Origin of the sequence: Paraburkholderia sp. UCT2 (assembly GCF_014397665.1) — a bacterium.
Taxonomy (GTDB): Bacteria; Pseudomonadota; Gammaproteobacteria; order Burkholderiales; family Burkholderiaceae; genus Paraburkholderia; species Paraburkholderia tuberum.
The window spans coordinates 152,390-177,088 of sequence record NZ_VZQO01000002.1 but is presented as its reverse complement, the minus strand read 5'-3'; the positions used below and the strand labels follow the sequence as shown (position 1 = coordinate 177,088).

The 24,699-nt window shown below is 65.4% G+C and carries 22 protein-coding genes; 17 read left to right on the top strand and 5 right to left on the bottom strand.

From position 1 onward, the window contains the following. The first annotated feature begins 135 nt into the window (after positions 1–135). The 8 genes from iscR to iscX all read left to right on the top strand — a co-directional run bounded on the left by iscR (position 136) and on the right by iscX (position 6,311). Positions 136–666 (top strand): Fe-S cluster assembly transcriptional regulator IscR, encoded by a 531-nt coding sequence (gene iscR, locus F6X39_RS02505; RefSeq protein ID WP_018417524.1) that lies wholly within the window; start codon positions 136–138, stop codon positions 664–666. Between the two features lie 83 nt (positions 667–749). After that, positions 750–1,973 (top strand): IscS subfamily cysteine desulfurase, encoded by a 1,224-nt coding sequence (locus F6X39_RS02500; protein ID WP_184005994.1) that lies wholly within the window; start codon positions 750–752, stop codon positions 1,971–1,973. 72 nt (positions 1,974–2,045) lie between these two features. After that, a complete protein-coding gene (gene iscU / locus F6X39_RS02495; protein ID WP_184022374.1) occupies positions 2,046–2,459 on the top strand; it encodes a Fe-S cluster assembly scaffold IscU in 414 nt (137 codons plus the stop codon). A gap of 78 nt (positions 2,460–2,537) precedes the next feature. Next, positions 2,538–2,861 carry an iron-sulfur cluster assembly protein IscA gene (gene iscA, locus F6X39_RS02490; protein ID WP_184022376.1) on the top strand — a complete coding sequence of 108 codons (324 nt, stop codon included), beginning with the start codon at positions 2,538–2,540 and terminating at the stop codon, positions 2,859–2,861. 143 nt (positions 2,862–3,004) lie between these two features. After that, positions 3,005–3,532 carry a Fe-S protein assembly co-chaperone HscB gene (hscB, locus tag F6X39_RS02485; protein WP_090800792.1) on the top strand — a complete coding sequence of 176 codons (528 nt, stop codon included), beginning with the start codon at positions 3,005–3,007 and terminating at the stop codon, positions 3,530–3,532. A gap of 164 nt (positions 3,533–3,696) precedes the next feature. Then, positions 3,697–5,568 carry a Fe-S protein assembly chaperone HscA gene (gene hscA / locus F6X39_RS02480; RefSeq protein WP_187615444.1) on the top strand — a complete coding sequence of 624 codons (1,872 nt, stop codon included), beginning with the start codon at positions 3,697–3,699 and terminating at the stop codon, positions 5,566–5,568. Positions 5,569–5,756: 188 nt separating this feature from the next. Then, positions 5,757–6,098 (top strand): ISC system 2Fe-2S type ferredoxin, encoded by a 342-nt coding sequence (fdx, locus tag F6X39_RS02475; RefSeq protein WP_090800789.1) that lies wholly within the window; start codon positions 5,757–5,759, stop codon positions 6,096–6,098. Positions 6,099–6,113: 15 nt separating this feature from the next. Continuing rightward, positions 6,114–6,311: a Fe-S cluster assembly protein IscX gene (iscX, locus tag F6X39_RS02470; protein WP_027198111.1), complete on the top strand. Its 198-nt coding sequence runs from the start codon at positions 6,114–6,116 to the stop codon at positions 6,309–6,311. Between the two features lie 102 nt (positions 6,312–6,413). On the opposite strand, the gene F6X39_RS02465 is transcribed toward iscX, so the two are convergent. The 5 genes from F6X39_RS02465 to F6X39_RS02445 all read right to left on the bottom strand — a co-directional run bounded on the left by F6X39_RS02465 (position 6,414) and on the right by F6X39_RS02445 (position 13,204). Continuing rightward, positions 6,414–7,112, bottom strand: coding sequence for a glycine zipper 2TM domain-containing protein (locus tag F6X39_RS02465; protein ID WP_187615443.1), 699 nt, complete (start codon positions 7,110–7,112; stop codon positions 6,414–6,416). Between the two features lie 344 nt (positions 7,113–7,456). Next, positions 7,457–8,983 (bottom strand): lysine--tRNA ligase, encoded by a 1,527-nt coding sequence (gene lysS, locus F6X39_RS02460; RefSeq protein WP_187615442.1) that lies wholly within the window; start codon positions 8,981–8,983, stop codon positions 7,457–7,459. Between the two features lie 174 nt (positions 8,984–9,157). Beyond that, positions 9,158–10,262, bottom strand: a protein-coding gene (gene prfB / locus F6X39_RS02455; RefSeq protein ID WP_113061858.1) for a peptide chain release factor 2 whose coding sequence is annotated in 2 segments (ribosomal slippage) — positions 9,158–10,180 and positions 10,182–10,262 — 1,104 coding nt in all. Because the reading frame shifts where the segments join, the coding sequence is not laid out codon by codon here. A gap of 109 nt (positions 10,263–10,371) precedes the next feature. Beyond that, the gene (gene recJ / locus F6X39_RS02450) at positions 10,372–12,078 is read right to left on the bottom strand and encodes a single-stranded-DNA-specific exonuclease RecJ (protein WP_187615441.1); all 1,707 of its coding nucleotides are present in this window, start codon (positions 12,076–12,078) and stop codon (positions 10,372–10,374) included. Between the two features lie 16 nt (positions 12,079–12,094). Then, entirely contained in the window at positions 12,095–13,204 is a 1,110-nt protein-coding gene (locus F6X39_RS02445; protein WP_184022388.1) for a regulator, read from the bottom strand. Between the two features lie 306 nt (positions 13,205–13,510). Here F6X39_RS02445 and F6X39_RS02440 point away from each other — a divergent pair, with 306 nt between their 5' ends. From F6X39_RS02440 to ftsB, 9 genes are all read left to right on the top strand, one after another. Further along, complete coding sequence (locus F6X39_RS02440; RefSeq protein ID WP_187615440.1) at positions 13,511–14,764, top strand: lipoprotein-releasing ABC transporter permease subunit; 1,254 nt, start codon at positions 13,511–13,513, stop codon at positions 14,762–14,764. Between the two features lie 31 nt (positions 14,765–14,795). Next, positions 14,796–15,512, top strand: coding sequence for a lipoprotein-releasing ABC transporter ATP-binding protein LolD (gene lolD / locus F6X39_RS02435; protein ID WP_409260126.1), 717 nt, complete (start codon positions 14,796–14,798; stop codon positions 15,510–15,512). Between the two features lie 43 nt (positions 15,513–15,555). Then, positions 15,556–16,344: a TatD family hydrolase gene (locus F6X39_RS02430; RefSeq protein WP_187615438.1), complete on the top strand. Its 789-nt coding sequence runs from the start codon at positions 15,556–15,558 to the stop codon at positions 16,342–16,344. A gap of 115 nt (positions 16,345–16,459) precedes the next feature. Next, positions 16,460–19,102, top strand: a complete 2,643-nt coding sequence (locus F6X39_RS02425; RefSeq protein WP_187615437.1) for a DNA internalization-related competence protein ComEC/Rec2 — start codon at positions 16,460–16,462, stop codon at positions 19,100–19,102. Between the two features lie 116 nt (positions 19,103–19,218). Continuing rightward, positions 19,219–20,022: an alpha/beta fold hydrolase gene (locus F6X39_RS02420; protein WP_187615436.1), complete on the top strand. Its 804-nt coding sequence runs from the start codon at positions 19,219–19,221 to the stop codon at positions 20,020–20,022. 142 nt (positions 20,023–20,164) lie between these two features. After that, a complete protein-coding gene (locus F6X39_RS02415; RefSeq protein ID WP_184022401.1) occupies positions 20,165–21,826 on the top strand; it encodes a CTP synthase in 1,662 nt (553 codons plus the stop codon). Next, positions 21,823–22,677 carry a 3-deoxy-8-phosphooctulonate synthase gene (gene kdsA / locus F6X39_RS02410; RefSeq protein ID WP_090800765.1) on the top strand — a complete coding sequence of 285 codons (855 nt, stop codon included), beginning with the start codon at positions 21,823–21,825 and terminating at the stop codon, positions 22,675–22,677. Before F6X39_RS02415 ends, kdsA begins: the two co-directional genes overlap by 4 nt. Before the next feature lie 165 nt (positions 22,678–22,842). Continuing rightward, positions 22,843–24,126 carry a phosphopyruvate hydratase gene (eno, locus tag F6X39_RS02405; RefSeq protein WP_018417543.1) on the top strand — a complete coding sequence of 428 codons (1,284 nt, stop codon included), beginning with the start codon at positions 22,843–22,845 and terminating at the stop codon, positions 24,124–24,126. A 114-nt stretch (positions 24,127–24,240) separates the two neighbouring features. Continuing rightward, positions 24,241–24,678, top strand: coding sequence for a cell division protein FtsB (gene ftsB, locus F6X39_RS02400; RefSeq protein WP_090800763.1), 438 nt, complete (start codon positions 24,241–24,243; stop codon positions 24,676–24,678). The last annotated feature ends 21 nt before the right edge of the window (positions 24,679–24,699 follow it).

Below are 24,699 nucleotides of genomic sequence, written 5' to 3'. Positions count from 1 at the left end.
CACGGGTCGGGGCGCGGCGTCGACGTATGGCGATCAATTAAGCGAATGACACAAAATTTACCGCCCATACTTGACTAAATCGCTCATGTATTTATACTTGACCAAACTTGTCGAGAATTGCGGTTCCCACATCATATGAGACTCACCACGAAAGGCCGTTTCGCCGTCACGGCGATGATCGACCTGGCGCTGCGCCAGGAGCAGGGCCCGGTGACGCTTGCGGGTATCAGCCAGCGCCAACACATCTCCCTGTCGTATCTCGAGCAGCTGTTTGGCAAGCTGCGCCGTCATGAAATCGTCGAATCCGTGCGCGGACCGGGCGGTGGCTACAATCTCGCGCGCCGTGCCGAAGAGGTGACGGTGGCCGACATCATCATCGCGGTCGACGAACCGCTCGACGCCACCCAGTGCGGCGGTAAGGGCACATGCGAAGGCACCAAGCAGCACGACGGCCACTGCATGACGCATGAGCTGTGGTCGACGCTGAACCAGAAAATGGTCGAATACCTCGATTCGGTTTCGCTGAAGGATCTGGTGGATCAGCAGCGTTCGCGCGAAGGCACGCCGGCCGTGCTGCGCGACAGGCGCAACGACGCGCCGGCGGTCGAACCCGTGCGCGTGGCGCCCAAGGGTCCCAATTCCGTTTTCAACATGGCCGGTTCGTGAAGCGCGGCACGCAAAAGAAAACCCTCGCCGCAGCCCCATATCGAACCCAGAAGCCAGAGCACATGACGTCCCCGGAGCAATTGATGAATAACGACTCTCTCCATCTGCCTATCTACATGGACTACAGCGCCACGACGCCGATTGATCCGCGTGTGGTGGACAAGATGATCCCGTATCTGCGCGAGCAGTTCGGCAATCCCGCGTCGCGTAGTCACGCTTATGGCTGGACCGCCGAGCGCGCAGTCGAGGAAGCGCGCGAGCAGGTGGCCGCGCTCGTGAACGCCGATCCACGCGAAATCATCTGGACCTCGGGTGCGACGGAGTCGGACAACCTCGCTCTGAAAGGTGCCGCGCACTTCTACAAGAGCAAGGGCAAGCACATCATCACGGTGAAGACCGAGCACAAGGCGGTGCTGGACACCACCCGCGAGCTCGAGCGCGAAGGCTTCGAAGTCACCTATCTGGATGTCAAGGACGACGGTCTGATCGACCTCGACGCGTTCAAGGCGGCGCTGCGCCCGGACACGATTCTGGTGTCGGTGATGTCGGTCAATAACGAGATCGGCGTCATCCAGGACATCGAGGCGATTGGTGAGATCACGCGCGAGAAGGGCATCATTTTCCACGTCGACGCGGCGCAGGCCACCGGCAAGATCCAGATCGATCTGCAGAAGCTGAAGGTCGACCTGATGTCGTTCTCGGCGCACAAGACCTACGGCCCGAAGGGCATCGGCGCGCTTTACGTGCGTCGCAAGCCGCGTATCCGTATCGAGGCGCAGATGCACGGCGGCGGTCACGAGCGCGGCATGCGTTCGGGCACGCTCGCCACGCACCAGATCGTCGGCATGGGTGAAGCGTTCCGTATCGCGCGTGAAGAGATGGCGACCGAAAACGAGCGCATCCGCATGCTGCGTGACCGGCTGTTGAAAGGCCTGTCGCAAATCGAGGAAGTGTATGTGAACGGCGACATGGAAAAGCGTGTGCCGCACAACCTGAACATCAGCTTCAATTTCGTCGAAGGCGAATCGCTGATCATGGCGGTGAAGGACGTCGCGGTGTCGTCGGGCTCGGCGTGCACATCGGCGTCGCTGGAGCCGTCGTACGTGCTGCGCGCGCTTGGCCGCAACGACGAACTCGCGCACAGCTCGATCCGCTTCACGGTGGGTCGCTTCACGACCGAGCAGGAAATCGACTACGTGATCAACCTGCTGAAGTCGAAGATTTCCAAGCTGCGCGATCTGTCGCCGCTGTGGGAAATGCACAAGGACGGGATCGATCTGTCGACCATCCAGTGGGCCGCGCACTGACGCGCCGGCTGGACGAAGCGGACATCGAACGTTCATCGCATTGCAGGTTGAAACGAATCAAGGAGTGTAATCATGGCTTATAGCGACAAGGTCCTCGACCACTACGAAAACCCGCGCAACGTCGGTTCCTTCGCGAAGGACGACGACACGGTCGGTACCGGCATGGTCGGCGCGCCGGCCTGTGGCGACGTGATGAAGCTGCAGATCCGCGTCGGCGCGGACGGCATCATCGAAGACGCGAAGTTCAAGACCTACGGCTGCGGCTCGGCCATCGCATCGAGCTCGCTCGTCACCGAATGGGTGAAGGGCAAGACGCTCGACCAGGCCATGTCGATCAAGAACACGCAGATCGCCGAAGAACTGGCACTGCCGCCGGTGAAGATCCATTGCTCGATCCTCGCGGAAGACGCGATCAAGGCAGCGGTCGCCGACTACAAGCAGCGCCACGGCGAAGCAGCGGTTGTCGAAGACGGCAAGGCCGCCTGAGCAACAGGGTAAGAAAGAAGCAACCGGTGAGCGCGGCGCTAACACGCGCGCCGCGCACGCTGGCAACTGAGAAACGTTATGGCAATTACGTTGACCGAAAAGGCAGCACAGCACGTCCAGAGGTATCTGACCCGCCGCGGTAAGGGCATCGGGTTGCGCGTCGGCGTGCGCACCACCGGTTGCTCGGGCCTCGCCTACAAGCTCGAGTACGTGGACGAACTCGCGCCGGAAGACCAGGTGTTCGAGACGGGCGGCGTGAAGGTCGTCGTCGACCCGAAGAGTCTCGCGTATATCGACGGCACGGAGCTCGACTTCGCGCGCGAAGGGCTGAACGAAGGCTTCAGGTTCAACAACCCGAACGTGAAAGACGAATGCGGCTGCGGCGAGTCGTTCCGCGTCTAGATTCGTTACCTTCCGCGTGCGGCGGATAAAAGGCGGCGCGGGCCGCCTTTTTAGTTTGATCCGCGCTCCACTGAACCGGTCACGCCTGACAAGGCCCGACCCCGACGTCTCCATACCAGTTTTCATCAACGGACTTTAATCCGATGGCCTCGCTGAACGACAGCCACTTCGATCTGTTTGGTCTGCCGGCGCAATTCGCGCTCGACGCGAGCACGCTCGATCACGCGTACCGCACCGTGCAGGCGCAGGTGCATCCGGATCGCTTCGCGGCGGCCGGCGATGCGCAAAAGCGCATCGCGATGCAGTGGGCGACGCGCGCGAACGAGGCCTATCAGACGCTGCGCGATCCGCTCAAGCGCGCGACCTATCTGCTGTCGTTGCGCGGCATCAACGTCGGCGCGGAGAACAACACGGCGATGGAGCCCGCGTTCCTGATGCAGCAGATGGAGTGGCGCGAGAACATCGAGGACGCGGCCGCGGCGAAGAACGTCGACGCGCTCGACGCGCTGCTCATCGAGTTGCGCGACGAGGAGCGTCGGCGCTTCGACAAGCTCGGCGCATCGCTCGATCACGGCGCAAATCAGGCGGCGGGCGAGGCGGTGCGGCAGCTGATGTTCATCGAGCGCGTCGCGTCGGAAATCGATGCCCAGATCGAGCGGCTCGAAGGCTAGCGCGGTTTCGCGCGACGCGCGCAAAAGCGCGGCGCGGGCAAGCAGCAACAGTAGGCAGCGACGTAGTAAGCGACAAACAAAAAACCAGAGCGGCCGCGAGCCGCGGCATCACCCCAGCAACGCGAACATTCAGGACGGGGCACAACGTCCCCGAGAAGATCCAGATGGCCTTACTGCAAATCTCCGAACCCGGCATGGCGCCGGCGCCTCACCAGCGGCGTCTGGCGGTCGGTATCGATCTCGGCACCACCAACTCCCTCGTCGCCGCTGTGCGCAGCGGCGTGCCCGATGTGCTGCCCGACGAAGACGGGCACGTGCTGCTGCCGTCGGTGGTGCGTTATCTGGAGCAGGGCGGCCGTCGCATCGGCCGCCGGGCGAAGGCCGAAGCCGCGACCGACCCGCGCAACACGATCGTGTCGGTCAAGCGCTTCATGGGCCGCGGCAAGGCCGAGGTGGAGGGCGCCGAAAACGCGCCGTACGACTTCGTCGATGCACCCGGCATGGTGCAGATCCGCACCGTCGACGGCGTGAAGAGCCCGGTCGAGGTATCGGCTGAAATTCTCGCGACGCTGCGCCAGCGCGCCGAAGACACGCTCGGCGACGAGCTCGTCGGCGCGGTAATCACGGTGCCCGCTTACTTCGACGAAGCGCAGCGCCAGGCGACCAAGGACGCCGCGCGCCTCGCGGGGCTGAACGTGCTGCGTCTGCTCAACGAACCGACCGCTGCGGCGATCGCCTACGGTCTCGACAACGGCGCGGAAGGTTTGTACGCGGTCTACGACCTCGGCGGCGGCACCTTCGACCTGTCGATCCTGAAGCTCACCAAGGGCGTTTTCGAAGTGCTCGCGGCGGGCGGCGATTCCGCGCTCGGCGGCGACGACTTCGACCATGCGCTATATCGCCATGTGCTCGAACAGGCCGGCATCGCGTCTCAGACGCTCGCGCCGCACGACGTGCGCCTGCTGCTCGATAGCGTGCGCGAGGCCAAGGAGGCGCTGTCGAGCGCGTCGCAAACTACCCTCGAGCTCACGCTTGCCAACGGCACCGCGCTCGATCTGACGATCGACGAAGCCACTTTCGAGACCATCACGGCCGCGCTGGTGCAACGCACGCTGGGCCCGACAAAAAAGGCGCTGCGCGACGCGAAGGTCACCACGAAGGAAATCAAGGGCGTCGTGCTGGTCGGCGGCGCGACGCGCATGCCGGTGATCCGCCGCGCGGTCGAGGCGTTCTTCGGCCAGCCGCCGCTCGTCAATCTCGATCCGGATCAGGTCGTCGCACTCGGCGCCGCGATCCAGGCCGATCTGCTCGCCGGCAACCGCGGGGCGGAAGGCGACGAATGGCTACTGCTCGACGTGATTCCGCTGTCGCTCGGCGTCGAGACGATGGGTGGCCTCACCGAAAAGATCATTCCGCGCAACTCGACGATTCCAGTCGCGCGCGCGCAGGATTTCACGACCTTCAAGGACGGCCAGACTGCGATGGCGATTCACGTCGTCCAAGGCGAGCGCGAGCTCGTCAGTGATTGCCGTTCGCTCGCGCGCTTCGAGCTGCGCGGCATTCCGCCGATGGCCGCCGGCGCCGCGCGCATTCGCGTGACCTATCAGGTCGACGCCGACGGCCTGCTGTCGGTGTTTGCGCGCGAGCTGGCGTCGGGTGTGGAGGCATCGGTCGTCGTGAAGCCTTCGTATGGCCTCGCCGACGACGACATCGCGCGCATGCTCGAAGACAGCTTTTCGACCGCTGAAATCGACATGCGCGCGCGCGCATTGCGCGAGGCGCAGGTCGAAGCGCAGCGTCTCGTCGAAGCGACCGACGCAGCGCTCGCCGCCGACGCCGAGCTGCTCGACGACAGCGAACGCGCCGAACTCGACGCGCTGCTCGCCGCGCTGCGCAACGTCGCGCCAGGCGAAGACGTCGGCGCGATCGAAGCCGCGACGAAGGCGCTCGCCGAAGGCACCGACGAATTCGCCGCGCGCCGCATGAACAAGGGAATTCGCCGCGCGCTGTCGGGCCGCAAGCTCGACGAGATCTGAACGGGCGAGCGTAGCGACAGCAACGTGCACGCGACGCGCGCTCAGGCCACGCACGAACTGCGCTCCCCACGAACCACCGATCGCGCCCGCGCGGACTTAAAAAGTCCGCGCGGCGCCAGTAAAATGGCACGGAGCCTGCACCCGGCATTGCTGGCAGCCGCCGTGCCTCAGACCCAAACGGAAACTGTATGCCTCAAATCGTTGTGCTGCCTCACGTCGAACTGTGCCCGGAAGGCGCGGTGATCGACGCCGTTCCCGGCAAGAGCATCTGCGACAACCTGCTCGATAACGGTATCGAAATCGAGCATGCGTGCGAGAAGTCGTGCGCGTGTACGACCTGCCACGTAATCGTGCGTGAGGGTTTCGCCGCCTTGACGCCATCCGAGGAAGACGAGGACGATCTGTTGGACAAGGCATGGGGGCTGGAACCGGCTTCGCGCCTGTCGTGTCAGGCGGTCATGCCGGACGAGCAGGATCTGGTCGTCGAAATTCCGCGTTACTCGATCAATCACGCGAAGGAAAATCACTAACAGGAGGGTGCCGCCATGAAGTGGACCGATACGCAAGACATCGCGATGGCTCTGACGGACAAGCATCAGGACGTCGATCCACAGCAGGTGCGTTTCACCGACCTGCACCGCTGGGTGACCGAGCTCGAAGGCTTCGACGACGATCCGAACCGTTCGAGCGAAAAGATTCTCGAAGCGATTCAGGCGGCATGGATCGAAGACGCGGATTATTGAACGCGTGTTCGAACGGGTGCATTGAACTCCAAAGAAAAGGCGATTCCGATGGAATCGCCTTTTTTCATGGCGCGTCGACGAACGTTGGGCGCCGAGCTCAGCTCAGTCGGCGACGAGGCCGCCGTTCTGAACGCGCACGCGCTCGCCGTCGCGCAACGGCGGCGCCTCGCTATAGGTGAAGTAGCGCGTCTTGCCGTCTTCCATGTGCACGCGCACCGAATACGACGTCGTGCTGCGCAGATGTTTTTCGACCGAGTTGCCGGCGAACCCGCCGCCCAGCGCGCCGAGCAGCGTCATCGCGGTACGCCCGCCGCCGGCGCCGAATTGATTACCGACGACGCCCCCGGCCACCGCACCGCCGACCGCGCCAATGCCGGTGCCATGTCCTTCATGCCGAACCGCCGAGATCGCGACGACGGTGCCGCAAGTCGAGCAATAAGCGGCATGCGGCGCCGGCTGCTGCGCATACTGCGGCGCGGCCTGTGCCTGCTGTTGCTGCGCGTATTGCTGCTGGGTCGGAGCGGCGGCAGGGGCGGCCGGCACCGCTTGCTGAGCCTGATCCTGCCGCTGTTGCGCAGATGGCTGGACCGGCGCGGCCGAATCGACGACGCCCGGCGCTTGCGTGCTGACCTGCGCGGCCTGCGTCCGATCGTTCTGTGCGCCGTTACCCGACGCCTTCGGGAACACGCCGGTGATCGCCGCGGTAGCGACGAGACTCGCGACGAGCACCGCGCCGGCGGCCACCGCGATCAACGGATGAAGACGACGTGGCTGCGTGGGTTGATGAGTAGGGGTGTCCATGTAGGGCCTCCGTTTCTGACAGAGCCGACTTCTTGTGAGACTGAGTGTCGGGCAATTCGATCCGGCCAGCGTTTCTATTTGTAACCGCTCAGGTGGCGCCCTCGGGCGGTGGGTAGGCGCCCTTCACGCGGTGCGCTTTGGTGTCAACAAACTTCTAAGACCATCGAGTCCGCGGCGACTTGCGCGCGAACGAGCAGCTTTTACCGCTGGTTACAAACGATGAGAAGCAGAAAACGGTCCCGCAAAGCGAAAGCGCGCGCATAAGAAAACGCCCGGCATCAACCGGGCGCTCTTCAAACCATCGCATTGCGCGAAGCACAACGAGCGCTCGCGCCCAGCGTCGCTCAGTCTTCGCGACGCAGATGCGGGAACAGAATCACGTCGCGGATGCTCGGGCTATCGGTCAGCATCATGACCAGACGATCGATGCCGATACCGCAGCCGCCCGCCGGCGGCATGCCGTACTCGAGCGCGCGGATGTAGTCGGCGTCGTAGAACATCGCTTCCTCGTCGCCGGCGTCTTTCTGGTCGACCTGTTTCCTGAAGCGCGCGGCCTGATCTTCCGGATCGTTGAGCTCCGAGAACCCGTTGGCGATTTCGCGGCCGGTGATGAACAGCTCGAAACGCTCGGTGATGCCTGCCACCTTGTCCGACGCACGCGCGAGCGGCGACACCTCGATCGGGTAGTCGATGATGTAGGTCGGCTCCCACAGTTGCGACTCGGCGGTCTCTTCGAACAGCGCCAGTTGCAGCGAGCCGACGCCCGCGTTGAGGAACTGCGGCTGCGACGCATCGACGCCGAACTTCTTCAGCTCGGCGCGCAGGAACGTGCCGTCGGCGAGCTGCTCGTTCGTGTATTGCGGCGCGTATTTCTGGATCGCCTGCGTGATCGTGAGCCGATGGAACGGCTTCGACAGATCGAGTTCGCGACCCTGATAAGTGATGGTGGCCGTGCCGAGCGCATCGATCGCCGCCTGGCGAATCAGCTGCTCGGTGAAGTCCATCAGCCACTTGTAATCGGTGTAGGCCGCGTAGAACTCGATCATCGTGAATTCCGGGTTGTGGCGCACGGATACGCCCTCGTTGCGGAAATTACGATTGATCTCGAACACGCGCTCGAAGCCGCCCACCACCAGCCGCTTCAGGTACAGCTCCGGCGCGATGCGCAGGAACATCTGCATGTCGAGCGCGTTGTGGTGCGTCGAGAACGGCTTGGCCGCCGCGCCGCCCGGAATCGGGTGCAGCATCGGTGTTTCGACTTCCATGAAGTTCGCGTCGGCCATGTACTTGCGGATCGACGAAATCGCCTTCGTGCGCGCGACGAACGTGCGGCGCGTTTCCGGCGTGACGATCAGATCGACATAGCGCTGGCGGTACTTCATTTCCTGGTCGGCGAGACCGTGGAACTTGTCCGGCAGCGGACGCAGCGACTTCGACAGCAGACGCAGCTCCGTGCAGCGCACCGATAGCTCGCCCTTGTTGGTGCGGAACAGCACGCCGCGCGCGGCGACGATGTCGCCCATGTCCCACTTCTTGAACGCGTCGTAGGTCTCCTGACCGACGTCGGCCGGTGTGATGAAGAACTGGATCTGACCCGAGCCGTCGCGCACGGTCGCGAAACTTGCCTTGCCCATCACGCGTTTCAGCATCATGCGGCCAGCGATCGCGACTTCGAGCGAATGCGCTTCGAGCGCTTCCTTGTCGGCGTGCTCGTACTGCGCCTGCAGATCTTCGGCGTGGTGGGTGGGACGGAAATCGTTCGGATAGGCGACGCCTCGCTCACGCAGTTCGCGCAGCTTTTCGCGGCGCTCGGCGATGATCTTGTTGTCGTCCGCTTCGGGCACGACAGTCGGCTGGGTCGGTTCAGTCATGATGATTTGGTATTCGGTGGCCCGCCGCGGAGTGCTCCGCTGGCGGGAAGCCAGTCAGTGTAAAAACCTCAGGCGGTACTGGAAAAACGGCGAATAAATAGCGTGGAGGCAACGCAAAAGCAGCAATGAAGAAGGCGCGGTCCCGATCGGTGAACGGGGCCGCGCCGTGCGCGCCTAGACGCCCTGTTTCAGGCTCGCGCTGATGAACGGATCGAGGTCACCGTCGAGCACGCTCTTCGTATTGCTGATTTCGACGTTGGTGCGCAGATCCTTGATGCGGCTGTTGTCGAGCACGTACGAACGGATCTGATGGCCCCAACCCACATCGGTCTTGCCGGCTTCGAGCTTGTCCTGCTCGGCCTGACGCTTGCGGATTTCCGCTTCGTACAGGCGCGATTTCAGCATCGCCATGGCTTCGGCGCGGTTGCGGTGCTGCGAGCGGTCGTTCTGGCACTGCACGACGATGCCCGACGGCATGTGCGTGATACGCACCGCGGAGTCGGTCTTGTTGATGTGCTGACCGCCCGCGCCCGAAGCACGGTAAGTGTCGATGCGCAGGTCGGCCGGGTTGATGTCGACTTCGATCGAGTCGTCGATTTCCGGGTACACGAACACCGACGAGAACGACGTGTGACGACCGCCCGACGAGTCGAACGGCGACTTGCGCACGAGCCGGTGCACGCCGGTTTCGGTACGCAGGAAGCCGTACGCGTATTCGCCTTCGATCTTGATCGTAGCGTTCTTGATGCCGGCGACGTCGCCTTCGGTCTGCTCGAGCACTTCGGTCTTGAAGCCCTTGCGCTCGCAATAACGCAGATACTGGCGCAGCAGCATCGACGCCCAGTCGCACGCCTCGGTGCCGCCGGCGCCGGCCTGGATGTCGAGAAAGGCGTTGTTGGGGTCGGCCGGGTTCGCGAACATCCGGCGGAATTCCATGTCGGCGACGCGTGCCTCGATCGCCTGGGCGTCACCCTCGCAGGCGAGCAGCGTGTCGTCGTCGGCTTCTTCGCGTGCCATCTCGAACAGGTCTTGAGCGTCGCGCACGTCGTTCGTGATCGACGTGAGCTTGCCGACCGTGTCGTCGAGCAGCTTCTTTTCCTTACCGAGCGCCTGGGCGTGCTTCGAGTCGTTCCAGACGTCCGGGTCTTCGAGTTCCCGGTTGACTTCGATTAGACGCAGTGCTTTGTCGTCGTAGTCAAAGATACCCCCGTAGGTCGTCCGCGCGCTTGCGCAGGTCGGCCAGAGAGGCTTCGATCGCGTTGAGACGTTCCGCTTCCATGTCGATCTTCTATTCTGCGTAAAAAGCAGAAATTATAGCCGATCGGCACGCCGCGCCGGAGCCTCGCGGGCGATCCGGCGCGTGTTCGCGATTGATTTTGCGGAAGATTTCAGCTCACCGCGTGCTCGACGATCAGTTGCACGCGCGACACGCCGTTCCATGTATCGCTCGCGAGCCGGTAGGCGACGGTGGTGCGCGCGGGCAGCGTGTCGGTGTGATTGAACCAGATCGCGTTGAAGCGCTGGCGGCCGCGCAGCAGTTGCAGCTTCAGGTGCTTGTCCTTCACCAACGCCTGCGAGGCGACCTCGAATTCGCCGGAGAACACCGGCGCCGGAAATCCCTGGCCCCAGACGGCCGCGTCGAGCATTTCGACGAATTGCGGCGTGAAGTACGCGTCTTCCAGCTCGCCGTCGGTTTCGATCGTGCGCGCGAGCGCCTGCGCGGACAGCCACTCGCGGCCGACCGCCTCGAACGCGGCGGTGAAGCGCGGCACGTCGGCGGCGGCGATCGTCAGGCCCGCGGCCATCGCGTGGCCGCCGAATTTGACGATCAGGTCCGGCTCGCGCTTCGAGATCAGATCGAGCGCGTCGCGCAGGTGGAAGCCCGCGATCGAGCGCCCCGAGCCCTTGACGAGCACGCCGGTACCGTCGGCCGGCGCGAACGTGAACGACGGGCGGTGGAACTTCTCTTTCAGCCGTCCCGCGACGATGCCGATCACGCCCTGATGCCAGCCCGGATTGAACAACGTGATCGTGGTCGCGCCGTCGGGATCGACCGTCGACAGGTCGTCCAGCGCCTGCTGCTGCATGCCGGCCTCGATTTCGCGGCGCTCGCGGTTCATCGTGTCGAGCTGCTGCGCGAGTTCCCATGCACGGCCGACGTCGTCGGTGGTCAGGCATTCGATGCCGAGCGACATGTCCGACAGCCGACCCGCCGCGTTCAGGCGCGGTCCCAGCGCGAAGCCGAGGTCGAAGCCGGAGGCGTTGCGCGCATCGCGCGCGGCGGCGCGAAACAGCGCGGCGATGCCAGGCTGCATGCGGCCGCGGCGGATGCGCTGCAGACCTTGCGCGACCAGCACGCGGTTGTTGCCGTCGAGTTTGACGACATCGGCGACGGTGCCGAGCGCGACCAGATCGAGCAGGCCGTCGAGGCGCGGCTCGGGCAGCGCGTCGCCGAACGCCCCACGGCGGCGCAGTTCGGCGCGCAGCGCGAGCAGCACGTAGAACATCACGCCGACGCCGGCGAGGCACTTGCTCGGGAACGTGCAGCCCGGCTGGTTCGGATTGACGATTGCGCGCGCGGCGGGCAGTTCGTCGCCGGGCAGGTGGTGGTCGGTGACGAGCACGTCGATGCCAAGGGCGTTGGCCGCCGCGACGCCGTCGACGCTCGCGATGCCGTTGTCGACGGTGATCAGCAGATCGGGCTTGCCGGCCGCGCTACGCGCCGCCAGCTCGACGATGTCCGGCGTGAGCCCGTAGCCGTGCTCCATGCGGTTCGGCACCAGATAGTCGATGCGCGCGCCGAACATGCGCAGCCCGCGCACCGCGACCGCGCAGGCGGTCGCGCCGTCGCAGTCGTAGTCGGCGACGACCAGCATGCGGCGCTGCTGCTGGAGCGCGTCGGCGAGCAGCGCGGCGGCCGCGTCGCAGCCCTTCAGTTCGGCGGGCGGCACGAGCCGCGCGAGGCCGGTTTCGACGTCCTCGGGCAGGCACACGCCGCGCGCTGCGTACAGGCGCGCGAGCACCGGATGCAGGCCGCAGCGGGTCAGCACTTCGGCGTCGACGGGGGAGCAGGGGCGTGTAACGATTCGGGTCATGCGGAAGGGCCGTGGATCATTCGATGAAAAGCGAGGCCAGCACGCGCCGCCGCCAGAATTTGCGCAGATCGCCGCGCGTGACCGTCAGCGTCACCGAGCCGGTGTCGCCGCACAGCGTGAGGCCGAGCTCGGCGAGTTCGCCCGACTGCAATGCCGCGAGCGCGGGCGCGAACCAGTCGGTCTGCAGCGCGGCGAATGCCTGGTTCCAGCGCGCCCAGTCCTGTTCGATGTAGGGCGCGGAGAAGGGGTCGAGTTCGACGAGCGTTGCGCCGCTGCCGTTGGTGGTGCCGCGCAGCGCCGCGGCCAGTTCGCGATACGACGCCGGCGGCGCGCCTGTCGCGACCCCCGCGCTGAGCGCGAGACCGCGCGTTGCGGCGGCATCGGACAGCACCTGCGCGAACGGACTGCGCACGCTCCGCGCGGCGCCTTGCGCGTGAAACCAGATCGAGTTGACGGCCGGCAGCCCGCGCGCCTCCCGCGCTTCGTTGACCGGATGCTCGAACCACGCCATCTGCACTTCGTTCTGCAGCTTCATCCACGCGCGAGAGCGTTCGCCGGAATGCGCTTCGTGCGGCAACCAGATCTCGATGTTGCGGCCGCTCGCGCGCAACGGCGACGCGCCCGCGAGCGAGCCGAAAGCGTCGCTCGACAGATACCAGCGGATTGGCTTGGGCGCCTCGATGCGCACGCCGAGTTCCTCGATCAGCGGACGCGCAAGCGCGAGCAGCGTGCTCGCTTCGGCGTCCGACAGATTGAGCGACGCCGGGTCGATTAGCACCAGATGGTCGTGCGCGATGTGCACGTGTACCGGCTGCACGCAGGCCCACGTCGCGTTGCCGGGTTCGCCGCCGTCGGCGCGCAGCATGTAGGGCGCGAGCGGGGCTTCGTCGGCGGCGGCCGAGGCGCCGTCGGGCAGCGCGCCGAATTGTCGCGCGACCCAGCGCTCGTGCGGCAGCGTGCGCTGAAAATCCTCGCCGATCACGCGTTCGATCAGCGTCGCGCGCGCGATCAGCCGGTCGAGAGCGGGACACTGGATGTCGTGAAGCGCGGTGGAGGCGTCGGCCGCGGCAGGCAGCGCGAAGGGCAGCAGAAGATGGAGGCGGTCGGCAGGCATGATGCTGCGCATTGTAGGGCAAACGGTGCGAGTATTTCGACGAAGCGCGGCCGGTTCGTCGAGGGCGCGGCCGAGGCACGTCCTTTGCGCGAGCCGGCGGCATTGTGTGGCAAACTTCGCGCTTGATCGCCGGACCCGGCAGGGTGGCGCACCGCGGCGCGGCGCCTCTATGCGCCGGCAGTGCCGCACAGCGGCCGGGAGCGCGAGGAACGATCCGCGCCGCCGCGAGCCCAACGATCACGACGCTCGGGCCGCACGGCGGACGCTCGATGTCCGCCGGTCCCGACATACAGTCGAAGAACGCACAAAAGGATTCGCTTGAAATTTCCCTATGAATGGCAGATTGGCTGGCGCTACACACGCGCCGGCAAACGCACGACCGGTAACGGCTTCATTTCGTTCATCGCACTGGTGTCGATGTCTGGGATCGCGCTTGGCGTCGCGGCGCTGATCGTCGTGTTGTCGGTGATGAACGGCTTTCAGAAAGAGGTGCGCGACCGCATGCTGTCGGTGCTCGCGCACGTCGAGATCTTTTCGCCGACCGGTTCGATGCCCGACTGGCAACTGACCGCGAAGGAGGCGCGCCAGAACAAGGAGGTGATCGGCGCGGCGCCTTACGTCGAGGCCCAGGCGCTGCTGACGCGCCAGGACGCGGTGAGCGGCGTCGCGTTGCGTGGCATCGAGCCGACGCTCGAGCCTGAAGTGTCCGACATCGGCAAGGAAATGAAAGGCGGCAAGCTGGCCGACCTCGTGCCCGGCGGCTTCGGCATCGTGCTCGGCGCCGATCTGGCGGCCAATCTCGGCGTGCAGTTGAACGACAAGATCACGCTCGTCGCGCCCGAAGGCACGATCACGCCGGCCGGCATGCTGCCGCGCCTGAAGCAGTTCACGGTGGTCGGCATCTTCGAGTCGGGCCATTACGAATACGACAGCACGCTCGCGCTGATCAACATCAAGGACGCAGAGGCGCTGTTCCGGCTGCCCGCACCGACCGGCGTGCGGCTGCGCCTCACCGACATGCAGCGCGCGCCGGAAGTCGCGCATCAGCTCGCGCGCACGCTGTCGGGCGATCTGTACATCCGCGACTGGACCCAGCAGAACAAGACCTGGTTCTCGGCGGTGCAGATCGAGAAGCGCATGATGTTCATCATCCTGACGCTGATCATTGCGGTGGCCGCGTTCAATCTGGTGTCGTCGCTGGTGATGACGGTGACCAACAAGCAGGCCGATATCGCGATCCTGCGCACGCTCGGCGCGCAACCCGGCTCGATCATGAAGATCTTCGTCGTGCAAGGCGTGACGATCGGCTTCATCGGCACGGCGACCGGTGTCGTGCTCGGCTGTCTGATCGCGTGGAGCATTCCGTGGCTCGTGCCGATGATCGAGCATCTGCTCGGCGTGCAATTCCTGCCGCCGTCGGTGTACTTCATCAGCGAGCTGCCGTCGGAGCTGGTTCCGGCGGACGTCGCGCGCATCGGCATCATCGCGTTCGTGCTGTCGGCGCTCGCGACGCTCTATCCGAGCTGGCGCGGCGCGAAGGTCCGTCCGGCGGAGGCGCTGCGCTATGAATGACCGCCTCGTCCATCCCTCAATCGATTCATCCATGACCGCTCAGGACTCCGCGTCGCATCCGTTCGTGCTCGAAGCCACCGGCATTTCCAAAGCGTTCGTGCAGGGCGGGCTGAACGTGCAGGTGCTCAACAATGCGCAACTCGCCGTGCGGCGCGGCGAGAAGCTCGCGATCGTCGGCGCGTCGGGCTCCGGCAAGAGCACGCTGCTGCACGTGCTCGGCGGTCTCGACGATCCGAGCGCGGGCCACGTGTCGGTGCTCGGCAAGCCGTTCACGAAACTCTCCGAGCGCGAGCGCAACGTCCTGCGCAATCGCGCGCTGGGTTTCGTGTATCAGTTTCACCATCTGCTGCCGGAGTTTTCCGCCCTCGATAACGTCGCGATGCCGCTGCGGATTCGTCGCGAGACGACCGAAGTCGCGCGCCGCGAGGCCATGGCGGTGCTGGAGCGCGTCGGCATGGGGCATCGCGCGAAGCATCGGCCGGGCGAGCTGTCGGGCGGCGAGCGTCAGCGTGTCGCGATCGCGCGTGCGCTCGTCACGAAGCCCGCCTGCGTGCTCGCCGACGAGCCGACCGGTAACCTTGACGGCGGCACCGCCGACACGGTCTTCAACCTGATGCTCGAACTGTCGCGCACGCTCGAGACGAGCTTCGTGATCGTCACGCACGACCCGGAGCTGGCGGGCCGCTGTGATCGCATCATGCGGTTGCGCGACGGCGTGCTGCACGAAGAGCCGCCGGTGCCGGTCTGAGTGCGGGCCGGCACGGTCCGTCCTCTTGCCAGCGAGATAACCCATGTGGATCGACACGCACTGCCATCTCGACGCTTCGGAGTTCGACGCCGACCGTGATGCGGTTGCGGCGTCCGCGCGCCATGCGGGGGTGTCGCGCATCGTGATTCCGGCGATCGGGCGACAGAACTTCGCGGCGGTGCGCGAGCTCGCGCATCGCGTCGACGGCGGCGCGTACGCGCTCGGCATTCATCCGCTGTTCACGCCGCACGCCGTCGATGCCGACCTCGACCTGTTGCGCGTGGAGATCGAGGCGAGTCTCGACGATCCGCGCTTCGTCGGCATCGGCGAGATCGGACTCGACTATTTCGTCGACGGTCTCGACGATGCGCGCCAGCAGTTTTTCTACAACGGCCAGTTGCAGCTCGCGCGCGAATTCGATTTGCCGGTCATCTGCCATGTGCGCAAATCGCAGGATCAGGTGATCAAAGGGCTGCGCCGGCATCAGATTCATCGCGGCATCGCGCACGCATTCAATGGCAGTTTCCAGCAGGCGCAGGCGTACATCGATCAGGGCATGCATCTTGGGTTTGGCGGCAACCTCACGTTCGAGCGCGCCCGGCAGATCCGGCGACTCGCCGAACAGCTGCCGTTCGATGCGCTGGTCGTCGAGACCGACGCGCCGGATATCGCGCCGTCGTGGATGTACAGGCAGCGCAATTCACCCGAGCAGATTCCGGCGATCGGCGCGAGCCTCGCGCGACTGCGCGGTGTCACTTCCGACGCAGCCGCCCTTGGCACAACGGCTAACGCGCTCGCCGCTCTGCCGCGACTCGCGCTTTCCTCTGCATAATCGATTCCGTTGATCGAAAGGGTTCGCGTCGGGCGTTCCCCACGCCCGGCGGGCTCGCTGCTGCCCGTTCGCTGGCGCGGTGACGAGGCCCGGCGCCAGCGGGTACGGAGGGCGGATGCGGGCGGTCTGGTGTGGATTTGCGTTGGGGGTGGTCTGGCTGCAGCGACAGGCGGTGTTGCCGGATACAGGCGCATGGTGCGCGTTGATACTGGTCGGCTGCACGGCGGCCGGCGTTGCGGTGTGGGGTTTGCGTGGCGGCGGAGCGGCTGCGGCGGCGGGTGTGACAGGTGCGGCAGGTGCGGCGCTCCAGCGCGAATACGAACGGGGCTTCTCGCACCAGCTCGCTCGCCGCGTATGGCGCGACGCTCGCATGCGGCGGGTGGCCGGTTGGGGCGCGGTGTGGTGCGCGGCGATCTGCGTCGGCTTCGGCTACGCGGCCGTGCGCGCGCAAACGCGGCTCGCGGTGAGCCTGCCGCAGGAGTGGGAAGGGCGCGATATCGAGGTGGTCGGCACGATCAAGGGATTGCCGACGCGTGACGACAAAGGCGCGCGCTTCCTGTTCGACGTCGATACGAACGGTGCGCGGCTCGCCGCTTTCCCGCGCGTGATCCAGCTAGCCTGGATCGCGCGCGACGCCGCGGCGCCGCGGCTCGAACCGGGCGAACGCTGGCGTCTGACCGTGCGCCTGAAGCGCCCGCACGGCAACGCGAATTTCGGCGTGCGCGATGCAGAGGCGAGTCTGCTCGCGCGCAACGTCCGCGCGACCGGCTACGTGAGCGTGCCGGACCATGCGCGGCGCCTGACCGGTCACGCGCGCGGGCTCGCCGTGCTGGTCGACCGCTGGCGCGCCGGGTTGCGTGCGCGTATCGACACGGTGCTTGCCGATGCGCCGCATCGCGGCATCGTCGTCGCGCTCGCGATCGGCGCGCAGGACGAAGTGAGCCCCGCCGACTGGCAATTGATGCGCGGCACCGGCACGAGTCATCTGGTGGCGATTTCGGGCTTGCATCTCGGCCTGGTCGCGGGGCTGACCGGCTGGCTCGCGGCGGCAATCTGGAGACGGTCGGGGTGGCTCGGCAGCAACTGGCCGCTGCGCTTGCCCGCGCAGCTCGTCGGCGTGACGGCGGGTGCGATGTTCGCCGCACTGCATGCCGCGCTCGCGGGCTTCAACGTGCCAGCGCAACGCGCGCTGTGGATGGCCGCGCTCGTCGCGCTGGCGTTCGTCGGCGGCCGGCGGCTAGCGCGCTCCACGGTGCTCGCGTGGGCGCTCGGGCTCGTGCTGCTGGTCGATCCGTGGGCGGTCGTGTCGGCCGGATTCTGGCTGTCGTTTTGCGCAGTCGGCGCGATCCTGTTCGCAATGTCGGGGCGGCCGCGCATGCGGGTTCCACTGGCGTCCCGTCATCATGAAGACGAGGAGGGCAGCGCGGCGCGTCCCGTATCGATCCGGCGTCTGCGCGTGCTCGCCGAACGGTTGCGCAGCGCCGCTCACGCGCAGTTCGCGGTGACGGTCGCGCTGGCGCCGCTGACCGCCTACTGGTTCGCGCAAATTCCGCTCGCCGGTCCGCTCGCGAACGCGTTCGCGATTCCCTGGGTGAGCCTGCTCGTCACGCCGACGGTGCTCGCGGGCGTCGCATTGCCCGCGCCGCTCGATGCGTTCGCGTGGCGCGCCGCGCACACGCTGCTCGATGGTCTCGCGGCCGGCCTGCAACTGGCGTCGGGACCGCGCTGGACGCTGTGGTGGCTGCCGCAGCCGCATGCGTGGGCGCTGGCCGCGGCGGCGCTCGGTGTGCTGTGGTGTCTCGCGCCGCGCGGCTGGCCACTGCGCTGGGCGGCGCCGCTGTCGTGGCTGCCGCTGCTGATGCCCAGCGCAAGCGGCGCACTCGCCGAGCCATCAGGCGCGTTCCGTCTGACTGCGCTCGATGTCGGGCAGGGCTCGTCGGTGCTCGTGCAGACCGCGCATCACGCGTTGCTGTTCGATGCGGGTCCCGGTCCGGAATCGAGCCACGCTGGCGAGCGCGTGGTGGTGCCGTTCCTGCGGGCGCAAGGCGTGACAACGCTCGATACGCTGATGATCAGTCACGGCGACTCGGATCATGCGGGCGGCGCCCCTGCCGTTTTCGATGCGATCGAGGTGCGTCAGCTGGTGGCTGCTCTGGAGCCGGACAATCCGCTGTGGCCGAAGGCAAAACAGCATGGCACGCAGACGCTGCCGTGCGTGGCGGGGCAGCGCTGGCAGTGGGATGGTGTTGAGTTCGCCGTGCTGTGGCCTGACGTCGGGGCACTCACGGGCAAGGCGAACGAGCATTGCTGCGTGTTGAGGGTCAGCACGTTGCCGCCCACCAACGCAAGCCAGGCGGCGGCGTTCGTCGGTGCGAACGCGCCGCGTTTCACGGCCTTGCTGACCGCCGACATCGAAGCGCCGACCGAACGCGCGCTGCTCGCGCGCGATCCCGCTATGCTGCGCGCGCAAGTGTTGATGGTGCCGCATCATGGCAGCAAAACGTCGTCGACCGAGCCGTTCCTCGACTCTATCGATCCGTCCATCGCGTTATTTCAGGTAGGCTACGAGAATCGCTTCCATCATCCGAATGCGGGCGTGTTCGCGCGCTACGCGGCGCGTCATATCGAACTCGGGCGCAGCGATCGCGATGGCGCCGTGAGGGTCGACGTCGATCCGGGCGTGCGCGGTGAGGAGGGCGCCGCGCTCACGCTCGAGCGCTATCGGGACACGCAGCACCGCTACTGGATGGAGCCCTGAGCGCGTCGTGGCCCGATGAGTGCAACAGCGCAGACAACAGGCGCAAGCAGCGGTATAAGCAGCGGCACAGGCAAAGCACCGCCCACGCGTAAAAAACACAACGGAGATCGCCGCAGTTGAAAAACATCATCCATTTCTCGCATGCGAACGGCTTTCCGGCCTCGACTTACCGGACGATCTTCGCCGAGCTCTCCGACGACTACGACGTGCGCTCGATCGAGCGGATCGGCCATGATGCGCGCTTTCCGGTCACGCAGGACTGGCCCCATCTGGTCGAGCAACTGCTTGACGATATCGCCCGCAAGTACGAGCAGCCGGTGTGGCTCGTCGGGCATTCGCTCGGCGGTTATCTGTCGCTGATGGCGGCGCTGAAAAAGCCGCAGTGGGTGAGGGGCGTCGTGATGCTCGACTCGCCGGTGATCGCCGGCTGGCGCAGCAGCATGCTGCGCGTGTCGCAATGGACCGGGCTCGACGAGCGGCTGTCGCCCGCCGCCGCGACGCGCAAGCGGCGCACGCAATGGACGAGCCGTGACGAAGCATGGCGGCACTTCCATTCGAAGCCCGCGTTCGCGCGCTGGGACGAGCGCATGCTGTCCGACTACATCGACTTCGGCATTCCGCAGAGTTCGCCCGACGGCACCCGGGTGCTCGCGTTCGATCGTCGCATCGAATACTTGATCTACCGGACGCTGCCGCATACGCTCGGCGCGCGGCTCGCGCGCGGCGCGCCGGTGCCGGTCGGGTTCATCGCCGGGACACGCTCGAAGGAAATCCGCCAGGCCGGGCTCGACGCGACGCGACGCGCGACCGGCGGGCATGTCGAGTGGATCGAGGGCAGCCATCTGTATCCGATGGAAAAGCCGATCGAAACCGCGCGCGCGGTGCAACGCATGCTGCGTGAGCTGGAGCGAACCGCCTGACGTGCTGCGCGCACGAAGCGGGCCCCAAACCGCTGCGCCGGCTGCCACGCGAGGCGGCCTCGGCACGCGTGGGTCGGCCGTTTTTTGCTGGGTCGGGACCATCCTTTACGGTATAATCCGTTTTTCCCGCGAGCATCCAGCGATGACCAAATATGTTTTCGTCACCGGCGGCGTAGTATCTTCCCTCGGCAAGGGTATTGCCGCCGCTTCCCTCGCCGCGATCCTCGAATCGCGCGGTCTTAAAGTCACCCTCCTCAAACTCGATCCCTACATCAACGTCGACCCCGGCACGATGAGCCCGTTTCAGCACGGCGAAGTGTTCGTGACGGAAGACGGAGCGGAAACCGACCTCGACCTCGGCCACTACGAGCGCTTCATCAGCACGAAGATGCGCAAGGCCAACAACTTCACCACGGGCCAGATTTACGAGTCGGTAATCCGCAAGGAACGCCGCGGCGATTATCTCGGCAAGACCGTGCAGGTCATCCCGCACATCACGAACGAAATCCAGGCATTCGTCGAGCGCGGCGCAGCGTCTGCGACGTGCGGCGAGCCGGATGTCGCGATCGTCGAAGTGGGTGGCACGGTGGGTGACATCGAATCGCTGCCGTTCCTCGAAGCCGCGCGCCAGATGAGCCTGCGCCTCGGCCGCAACAGCGCGTGCTTCGTGCACCTGACGCTGGTGCCCTGGGTCGCCACGGCCGGCGAACTCAAAACCAAGCCCACCCAGCACAGCGTGCAGAAGCTGCGCGAAATCGGCATTTCGCCGCACGTGCTGCTGTGCCGTGCCGACCGCCGCATTCCGGACGACGAGCGCGCGAAGATCTCGCTGTTCTCGAACGTGCCCGAAGACGCGGTGATTTCCGTGTGGGACGCGGACAGCATCTACAAGATTCCGCAGATGCTGCACGACCAGGGTCTCGACGCGATCATCTGCGAAGAGCTGAAGCTCACGCCGAAGGCGGCGGACCTGTCCATGTGGTCGGACCTCGTCGAGAAGCTGCAGAACCCGAAGCACGAAGTGACGATCGGCATGGTCGGCAAGTACGTCGATCTGACCGAGTCGTACAAGTCGCTGATCGAAGCGCTGCGTCATGCGTCGATGCATACGTCGACGCGCGTGAATATCGAGTACATCGACTCCGAAGAAATCGAAACGCAAGGCGTCGGGAGCCTCAAGCATCTCGACGCAGTGCTCGTGCCGGGCGGCTTCGGCCGTCGCGGCACCGAAGGCAAGATCGCCGCGATCCGTTATGCGCGCGAAGCGAAGGTGCCGTATCTCGGCATCTGCCTCGGCATGCAGCTCGCCGTGATCGAATTCGCCCGCGACGTCGTCGGCCTGAAGGACGCGAACAGCACCGAATTCGATCAGGAAACGAAGAACCGCGTGGTCGCGCTGATCACCGAGTGGTACGACCGCGAAGGCCGAGTCGAGAAGCGTACCGAAGAGTCGGATCTCGGCGGCACGATGCGCCTCGGCTCGCAGCGCTGCCCGATCAAGCCCGGCACGCTCGCCGAAGAGATCTACGGCACCGATGTGAACGAACGCCACCGTCACCGTTATGAGGTGAATAACCGTTTCGTGCCCCAACTCGAAGGCGGTGGCCTCATCATTAGCGCCCGTACCCCGAGCGAGGATTTGCCGGAAATGATGGAGCTGCCGCGCAGCATGCACCCGTGGTTCGTCGGCGTCCAGTTCCACCCTGAATTCACGTCTACGCCGCGTGACGGTCATCCGCTGTTCAAGTCGTTCGTCGAAGCGGCGCTCGCGCATCAGCAGTCGAGGGTCGAGGAGAAAGCATGAAACTGGGCGATTTCGACGTCGGGCTCGACAAGCCGTTTTTTCTGATCGCCGGTACCTGTGTCGTCGAATCCGAACAGATGACGATCGACACGGCCGGCCGCCTGAAGGAAATCTGCGCGAAGCTGAACATTCCGTTCATCTACAAATCGTCGTACGACAAGGCCAATCGCAGCAGCGGCAAGTCGTTTCGCGGTCTGGGCATGGACGAAGGTCTGCGCATCCTGTCGGAAGTGAAGCGCCAGCTCGGTCTGCCGGTGCTGACCGACGTGCACGCCGAACACGAGATCGAGCAGGTGGCGTCGGTCGTCGACGTGCTGCAAACGCCCGCGTTCCTGTGCCGTCAGACCGACTTCATCCACGCGTGCGCGCGCTCGGGCAAGCCGGTCAACATCAAGAAGGGCCAATTTCTCGCGCCGCACGACATGAAGAACGTGATCGACAAGGCGCGCGACGCCGCGCGTGAAGCGGGTCTGTCCGAAGACCGCTTCATGGCGTGCGAGCGCGGCGTGTCGTTCGGCTATAACAACCTCGTGTCGGACATGCGTTCGCTCGCGATCATGCGCGAGACCAACGCGCCGGTCGTGTTCGACGCGACGCATTCGGTGCAGTTGCCGGGCGGTCAGGGCACGAGCTCGGGCGGCCAGCGCGAATTCGTGCCGGTGCTCGCGCGCGCCGCGGTCGCGGTCGGGGTCGCCGGTCTGTTCATGGAAACGCACCCGAATCCGGCGCAAGCGAAGTCGGACGGCCCGAACGCGGTGCCGCTCAATCGCATGGCCGACCTGCTCGAGACGCTCGTCACGCTCGACCGGGCCGTCAAGCGCGGGCCGTTCCTCGAAAGCGATTTCAACTGATTCAGGTGTGCGCCGCGTGTCACGATTGCCCTCGATAATCGACCCGCGGCGTTTTCGCATAATGGTCGTCGAACGTATCGGCGCGCGAGCTGTCTGTCGGGGAGACCGGCAGGCACGCGATGCAAGGTCACAGTAAAGAATTCAACGTCATCCTTTGAGGAAACCATGAGTGCTATCGTAGACATCATCGGTCGAGAGATTCTCGATTCGCGAGGCAACCCCACCGTCGAATGCGACGTGCTGCTCGAGTCAGGCACGATGGGGCGCGCGGCCGTGCCGTCGGGCGCGTCGACCGGCTCGCGCGAAGCGATCGAACTGCGCGACGGCGAAGCCGGCCGCTACGGCGGCAAGGGTGTGCTGAAGGCCGTCGAGCACATCAACACGGAAATCTCCGAAGCGATCATGGGTCTCGACGCTTCCGAGCAGGCGTTCCTCGACAAGACGCTGCTCGAGCTCGACGGCACCGACAACAAGTCGCGCCTCGGCGCGAACGCGATGCTGGCCGTGTCGATGGCCGTCGCGAAGGCCGCGGCCGAGGAGGCCGGTCTGCCGCTGTACCGCTACTTCGGCGGCTCGGGCGCCATGCAACTGCCGGTGCCGATGATGAACATCGTCAACGGCGGCGCGCATGCGAACAACAGCCTGGACATCCAGGAATTCATGATCGTGCCGGTCAGCCAGCCGAGCTTCCGCGAAGCACTGCGCTGCGGCGCCGAAGTGTTCCACGCGCTGAAGAAAATCCTGTCGGATCGCGGCATGAGCACGGCGGTCGGCGACGAAGGCGGCTTCGCACCGAACTTCGGCAGCAACGAGGAATGCCTGTCCACTATTTTGCAAGCCATCGAGAAAGCAGGCTACCGCGCCGGTGAAGACGTGCTGCTCGCGCTCGACTGCGCGGCCAGCGAGTTCTACCACGACGGCAAGTACCAGCTCGCGGGCGAAGGCCTGCAGCTGTCGTCGACGGAATTCGCGGACTACCTCGCGAACCTCGCCGACAAGTTCCCGATCGTGTCGATCGAAGACGGCATGCACGAGGGCGACTGGGAAGGCTGGAAGACGCTGACCGACAAGCTCGGCAACAAGGTCCAGCTGGTCGGCGACGACCTGTTCGTGACGAACACGCGCATCCTGAAGGAAGGCATCGAGAAGGGCATCGCGAACTCGATCCTGATCAAGATCAACCAGATCGGCACGCTGACGGAAACCTTCGCGGCGATCGAAATGGCCAAGCGCGCGGGCTACACGGCGGTGATTTCGCACCGTTCGGGCGAGACTGAAGACTCGACGATCGCGGACATCGCCGTCGGTCTGAACGCCGGCCAGATCAAGACAGGTTCGCTGTCGCGTTCCGACCGCATCTCGAAGTACAACCAGTTGCTGCGTATCGAGGAAGATCTCGGCGATATCGCGAGCTACCCGGGCAAGTCGGCCTTCTACAATCTGCGCTAAGCGGTCTTCGCCAGATTGTTCACGCCGATCGATGAGCCGGTTATCCTTCGTTTCTGATTGACCTCGCCGCCCTGCGTATAGCGCAGGGCGGCGCGTATTTATTGTGCTTACTTCATGCGGCTTGTCACTGCTGTCCTGATCGTTCTGCTGGCGTTGATCCAGTACCCGCTCTGGTGGGGGCACGGCGGCTGGCTGCGCGTGCATGAGTTGCAGGGACAACTCGCGCAGCAACTGCAGAAGAATGCCGACGCGAAGCTGCGCAACGAGCGCATCCAGGGCGAAGTGCAGGACCTGCAGAATGGCACGGCCGCGGTCGAAGAGCGGGCGCGCTACGAAATGGGCATGGTCAAGGACGGCGAAGTGTTCGTGCAGTTCGTGTCGCCGAACCAGCCGTTGCCGTTGGCGAATACGCCGTCGGCGAACACCTCGACGCGCGGTGAGGTGTCGGCCGCGCCGCTGCATGTGGTGCCGAATCCGGAGTCGCGCGCGAAGCCGGATCGCAAGCATGGCGGGAAGGCAGCGGCTGCGAAGGAGAAGAAGCCGGTGCACTGAGGTTCGATATTTCGCATCGGC